Genomic DNA, 5,709 nt, shown 5'->3' on the forward strand with positions numbered 1-5,709 from the left:
GGCCCGTGCCGGTCCGGACCGCGCGGCCGCCGGGCGCGCAGCCCGGTCCGGACCGCTCGTCCAGCACCGCCAGGACCAGGGCCACGGCCTCGTCGACCGCCGCGGCGACCGGCTCGCTGAGCCCGATCCCCTCGGCGAGCGAGGCCGGCTCGCAGCCCACCACCAGGACCCGCTGCGGCGGCACGCCGCCGGTGCCCGCGCAGAGCGTGGCGAGCAGCGCCAGCACCGCGTCCGGGCCCATCCGGTGCCCGTCCAGCGCGGGCGCCTGCGGCTCGATCTCGCCGGGCGCCGGAGCCTCCAGCAGGTACACGGTGCCCGGCGGGCCGCCGCGCGCGGTGGCGTCCACCAGCACCAGCGTCTCGTAGCCGTCCAGCAGCTGGTACGCGAGGTGCACTCCGCGCACCCCGACGTCCACCGCCTCCACGCCCTCGGGCAGCGGCTGCGCGGCCAGCCGCCGCACGGCCTCCACCCCGAAGCCGTCGTCACCGAGGAAGATGTTGCCGACCCCGGCCACCAGTACCCGCGCGGTCACGGCGCCTCCTCGGCGGACGGTGCGCCGGCGGCGGCGCCCTCCCCGGCCGGCGAGAGCTCGTCCGGCTGGAAGTACAGGAACCGGCCCTGGGCCCGCCACAGGTCGGCGCCGGGGTCGCCGTCCACGGTGACGGCCAGGTGCACGGCGCCGTCGACGTCGTGCAGCACCGCCTCCACCAGCGCGGTCCGGCCGCGCAGGAACAGGTCCTGGGCGTCGGTGCGCCGCAGCCCGGGCCGCAGCACGACCCGGTCGCCGGCACCCACCGGCCGGCCGTCCACCATGACCCGGTCGCGGGCCGGGTCGACGCCCGGGTCGCCGCCCGGATCCCACCACGGCACCCCGGGCACGGCGCCCGGCACGGCGTCCGGGTCCGCCGCGGCAGAGCGGCCCGCGGTGACCTCGCGCAGCCCGCGGACGGCGCCGTGCAGCCGCTCCAGAACCTCCGGCGGCAGCGAGTCGGCGAGGTCGACCGCGGCCCCGGCGCGTTCGTCGGTGCCCCGGGCCTCGCGCTTCTCCTGCTCGGTCAGGGTGGCCGTCCGCAGCGCGAGGATCTCGTCGATCTCCAGGCCGTCGTACAGGGCGCCCGGGCTCTCCGGCGCCACCTGCGGGTGGTCCTCCAGGATGATCGGGGAGGAGAGCACCACGTCGGCCCGCCCGTCGGCGCCCGCCAGCACCGGCCAGGCGCGCAGGTTGGTGCAGCGGGCGACCTCCTCGGCCGCCCACTGCGGCGGGTCGGTCATCGACACGAAGCTGCCCGCGTCCAGGCCGAGCAGCAGGTGGGTGGAGACCAGCGCGTGCGCGAGCGCCGCCTCACGGCCGTCGCCCGGCAGCGCCGTCCAGTCGGTGTTGTTCTCGACCACCGCGGTCAGCCGGAACGCCCGGTAGGGACCGGGGATCTCGGCCAGCATCAGCCGGACGGTGCCGTCCAGCGGGGCGCACCGCCGCACGGTACGCCCGGCCACCCGCTCGCCGTCGCGCACCGACTCGATCTCGGTCCGACCCGGGCGGTGGAACGGCACGCTCACCGGGCCGTTCTCCAACTCGGCCACACTCACCGAGAGTTCGACCCGTTCTTCGACGCCCTCGTCCCAGGCGGTGAGCACCCGGTCGGGCAGCTCCAGCGCCGCCACCTCCTCGTGCCCGCCGTCCTCGCGCAGCCGCTCCACCGTCCGCCGCTGGACGCGCAGGAAGCGCAGCTCGGCAAAGAGCGTCGCGTCGCGCCGGGGCTCCAGCAGGCACTCGGTGCGCTGGTCGCAGTGCTCCCCGCTGTCCTCGCCCCAGCCGGGCGGGACGAGCACGCCCCACTGCCACCGCACCCGGTTCTTCGCCGCGGACGCCCGGTACGGGTACAGCACGTAGCCCTCGAGCAGCACGGCGTCGGCGATCTGCCGGGCCGCCTCGAACGACCCCGCGGCGGGCGCCGCGGCCTTCACCGCGCACCCCCGTCCACGGTGAGCGGCGCGGCCTGGGCCCGCTCCAGCAGCGAGCGCACGGTGTCCTCCCAGGAGGTCAGCCCGTGCCGGGAGCGGTAGGCCAGCAGGTCGTCCATCGCCTCCTGCGGCAGCCGCAGCCAGCCGCAGCCGGGGAAGTGCTGCGCCATCATCTCCCGCCAGACCCGCACCGGCAGCCGGACCTCGGTCTCCTTGTGCCAGGGCACCGGCTCCACCCGGAAGCCGCCGTCCCCGGTGAACGCCGAGCCGGAGAAGAGCATCCGCAGCGGCACGTCGCCGCCCTGCAGCGCGGCGAGGTAGCGGGTGGCGGCGATGTCCAGGTCGTAGGTGCACGGCACCGGCAGCTCCACCTCGGTGCTGCCGGTGAACCCCGGCACCATCAGCGGGACCTGTGCGAGCTGCACCGGGTTGAGGCTGGTGCCCCAGCGCGCCCGGTCGCCGAACAGGTCGTTCAGCCCCTCGGCCTCCCGGTCGTCGTAGCTCCGCCGGGCGGGCTCGATGCGCAGCTGGCAGCGGAGCACCAGCGCGTGCACCCGGGTCGCCGGGTCGCCGGTGCCGATCCGCAGCCGGAACATCAGGGTCGGACCGGCCGCGTACGGGTCGCCCCGCACCCCGGTGCAGCCGAAGCTCAGCTCACAGGTCATCGGCGGTCTCCTTCACGGGTACCGCGACCGCGGCCAACCGGTCGAAGAACGCGGTGAGTTCGGCGCGGGCCTCGGCACCGCCGTCGAAGCCCTGCCAGTGCCGGCGCATCCGGCCGACCAGTTCGTAGCAGGCGTCGACCGGCACCAGGTGGCAGCTGGTCGTGCCGTCGTCGGTCCGGCGCAGCAGCAGCGCCTCGACGTCGGGTTCCAGCAGCGCCGCGAGCCGGGTCCGCCGGAGCACGGACTGCCAGGCGGCGGCGTCCAGTTCGCTCTCGGCGGGCCCGGCCGGGCTCGGGTAGAGCGCGACCCAGCGGTCGAGCACCGCGTTGTGCAGCAGGAACACCAGGGACACCGGGATCTGCAGGGCCTCCCAGTCGGCGTCGCCCAGGGCGTGCACCGGGTCGGCCAGGTAGCGGCGGGGCACGCCGCGGTAGCGCCCGGCGCCCGCGCCCGGCTGCTCCAGCAGCAGGGCGCAGGCGGTGCACGCGCAGACCAGGGACCGCTCCTCGGTGTCGGCGAGGTGCCGGTGCTCGGCGGGCAGGTCGAGCCCGCAGAACGAGCAGCGCTCCGGCTGCGGCGGTGCGGGTTCGCGGAGCCGGCGCAGCAGGGCCGTTCCGCTGCCAGGGGCGGCGGCCGCAGCCGGGTGTGCCGGTGCGTGCGCGTGGGCGTGCGCGGGGGCGGTGGGCGTGGTGGTCACCGAACCTCCGCCCCGACCGCGGGCCGCCGGCCGATCTGCAGCAGCACCGGTGCGGCCGCGGCCTCCTCGATCCGGACCTCCGCCACTTCCGGTGCGTGGCAGGCGAGCGCCGCCGCGATCTCGGCCCGGGCCGGGTCCGTGCCGCCGCATCCACAGCCGCCGGACTGCTCCAGCCGGACGGTCGCGGTGCCGTCGCGGTATGCGACCAGCACGGCGCCGCGGCCGGGCAGCCCGTCGAGGGCGCGGGTGATGCGCCGCTCGACGGACTCCGGGTGCAGGTCGTGCAGGACGAGCAGCCCGGCCACCACGTCGTCGTCGAGCAGCGCCGGCGGCAGCGTGCCGCCGGCGGCCGACAGCAGGGCCACCATCCGGGCCAGGCCCTCGCCGTAGAAGGCCATCAGCTCGCGGACCAGCTCCTCCGCGGCGGCGGTGTCGCCGCCGTCCGCCGCCATCCGGTCCAGGACCTGCTGGACCCGGCGCCCGGTCTCCTCGGTGGCCGTCATCCGGCGAGCCCGCTGAGCCCGGTCGGCACGTGCATCTTCTGCACGGTGCGGCCGTCGCCGACGTACATGTGCACGCCGCAGGGCAGGCAGGGGTCGAAGCTGCGCACGGCGCGCATGATGTCGATGCCCTTGAAGTTCTCCGGGGAGTTCTCCTCGAAGATCGGGGTGTTCTGCACCGCGTCCTCGTACGGGCCGGGCGTGCCGTAGCTGTCGCGCACGCTGGCGTTCCACGGGGTCGGCGGGTACGGGTGGTAGTTGGCGATCTTGCCGTCGCGGATCACCATGTGGTGCGAGAGCACGCCGCGGACGGCCTCGGTGAAGCCGCAGCCGATGGACTCGTCCGGGACCTCGAACTTCTCCCAGGTCTGGGTGCGGCCGGCCCGGACCTCCTCCAGCGCCTTCTCGGCGAAGTGCAGGGCGGCGGCGGCCGCGTAGGCCTGGAAGTAGGTGCGGGCGCGGTTGCGCTCCAGCGCGTTCGACCACTTCGGGATCTTCCACTCGAAGGTGGTCTCCGGCTTGGTCATGGTGCGCGGGAGGTTGATGACCACGCTGTGGCCGGTGGCCTTGATGTAGCCGATGTCGACCAGGCCGGACAGCGCGGTGGACCAGAGCCGGGCGATCGGGCCGCCGCCGGTGTCCAGCGCCAGGTAGTCCTTGCCGTCGAACCAGCGCGGCGACATGACCCAGCTGTACTTGTCGTCGAAGTTGCGCTTCTGCGGCTGCGGGATGGTGTGCTGGTTCCACGGGTGCCGCGGGTCGACCGGGTTGCCGAGCGGGTCGTGGGTGACGAACTGCTCCTGGCCCTCCCAGTCCTGGTAGTAGGAGCTGCCGAGCAGGATGCGGATGCCGAGGTTGATCTCGGTCAGGTCGTTGGTGACCAGCTTGCCGTCGACCACCACGCCGGGGGTGACGAACATCCGCCGGCCCCAGTCGGTCATGTTGCGGTAGGTGAAGTCGCAGTGGTCGGGGTCGTTGAGGCTGCCCCAGCAGCCCAGCAGCACGCGCCGGCGGCCGACCTCCTCGTACCCGGGCAGGGCCTCGTAGAAGAAGTCGAACAGGTCGTCGTGGAGCGGCACCACGCGCTTCATGAACTCGATGTAGCGGGTCAGCCGGGTCAGGTAGTCGGTGAACAGCTGGATCGTCGCCACCGTGCCGACGCCGCCGGGGTAGAGCGTGGAGGGGTGCACGTGGCGGCCCTCCATCAGGCAGAACATCTCCCGGGTGTAGCGGCTGACCTGCAGGGCCTCGCGGTAGAACTCGCCCTCGATGGGGTTGAGCGAGCGCATGATGTCGGCGATGGTCTTGTAGCCGTGCTCGGCCGCGTGCGGGGCCTCGGTGCGCTCGGCCTTCTCCAGGACGCCCGGGTTGGTCTCGCGGACCATCTTCTCGCAGTAGTCGACCCCGACCAGGTTCTCCTGGAAGATGTTGTGGTCGAACATGTACTCGGCGGCCTCGCCGAGGTTGATGATCCATTCGCCGAGGTGCGGCGGCTTCACGCCGTACGCCATGTTCTGGGCGTAGACCGAACAGGTGGCGTGGTTGTCGCCGCAGATGCCGCAGATGCGGCTGGTGATGAAGTGCGCGTCGCGCGGGTCCTTGCCGCGCATGAAGACGCTGTAGCCGCGGAAGACCGAGGAGGTGCTGTAGCACTCCGCGACCTTCTTCTGCTTGAAGTCGATCTTGGTGTGGATGCCCAGGCTGCCCACGATCCGGGTGATCGGGTCCCAGGACATCTCCACCAGGCCGCTGCCGTCGCCGGACTTCGTCGTCGTCGTCATCGGGAGTGCGAGCCCTTCTTCGGGGGTGGGTGGTTGGAGCGTGCGGGGAACGCGCGCGTGCCTCCGGGTTCGTCCGGCGCCACTCGGCCTCCTCGGCCTCCTGG

At 73.9% G+C, this 5,709-nt stretch carries 6 protein-coding genes; all 6 read right to left on the bottom strand.

Features of this window, described 5'->3' with window-relative positions; all coding sequences use genetic code 11:
- Positions 1 to 532: hydrogenase maturation protease (locus ACFV0G_RS25540; protein ID WP_380552356.1), on the bottom strand; the 532-nt coding region annotated here is incomplete at its 3' end.
- Positions 529 to 1,965 (bottom strand): hypothetical protein, encoded by a 1,437-nt coding sequence (locus tag ACFV0G_RS25545; RefSeq protein WP_380552359.1) that lies wholly within the window; start codon positions 1,963 to 1,965, stop codon positions 529 to 531. The genes ACFV0G_RS25540 and ACFV0G_RS25545, both read right to left, overlap by 4 nt.
- Positions 1,962 to 2,627: a DUF6084 family protein gene (locus ACFV0G_RS25550; protein ID WP_380552362.1), complete on the bottom strand. Its 666-nt coding sequence runs from the start codon at positions 2,625 to 2,627 to the stop codon at positions 1,962 to 1,964. The genes ACFV0G_RS25545 and ACFV0G_RS25550 overlap by 4 nt, the downstream gene beginning before the upstream one ends.
- Positions 2,617 to 3,234: a DUF5947 family protein gene (locus tag ACFV0G_RS25555; protein WP_380552387.1), complete on the bottom strand. Its 618-nt coding sequence runs from the start codon at positions 3,232 to 3,234 to the stop codon at positions 2,617 to 2,619. The genes ACFV0G_RS25550 and ACFV0G_RS25555 overlap by 11 nt, the downstream gene beginning before the upstream one ends.
- Positions 3,235 to 3,320: 86 nt before the next feature.
- A complete protein-coding gene (locus ACFV0G_RS25560) occupies positions 3,321 to 3,827 on the bottom strand; it encodes a hypothetical protein (protein WP_380552365.1) in 507 nt (168 codons plus the stop codon).
- Positions 3,824 to 5,605, bottom strand: coding sequence for a nickel-dependent hydrogenase large subunit (locus ACFV0G_RS25565; protein WP_380552368.1), 1,782 nt, complete (start codon positions 5,603 to 5,605; stop codon positions 3,824 to 3,826). The genes ACFV0G_RS25560 and ACFV0G_RS25565 overlap by 4 nt, the downstream gene beginning before the upstream one ends.
- Between the last annotated feature and the right edge of the window lie 104 nt (positions 5,606 to 5,709).

Source organism: Kitasatospora sp. NPDC059571 (genome assembly GCF_042735675.1).
GTDB lineage: Bacteria > Actinomycetota > Actinomycetes > Streptomycetales > Streptomycetaceae > Kitasatospora.

Excerpts from the sequence above, each read along its gene's own strand:
- ACFV0G_RS25550 (WP_380552362.1), bottom strand. The coding sequence starts at position 2,627 with ATGACCTGTGAGCTGAGCTTCGGCTGCACCGGGGTGCGGGGCGACCCG.
- ACFV0G_RS25560 (WP_380552365.1), bottom strand. The coding sequence starts at position 3,827 with ATGACGGCCACCGAGGAGACCGGGCGCCGGGTCCAGCAGGTCCTGGAC.
- ACFV0G_RS25565 (WP_380552368.1), bottom strand. The coding sequence starts at position 5,605 with ATGACGACGACGACGAAGTCCGGCGACGGCAGCGGCCTGGTGGAGATG.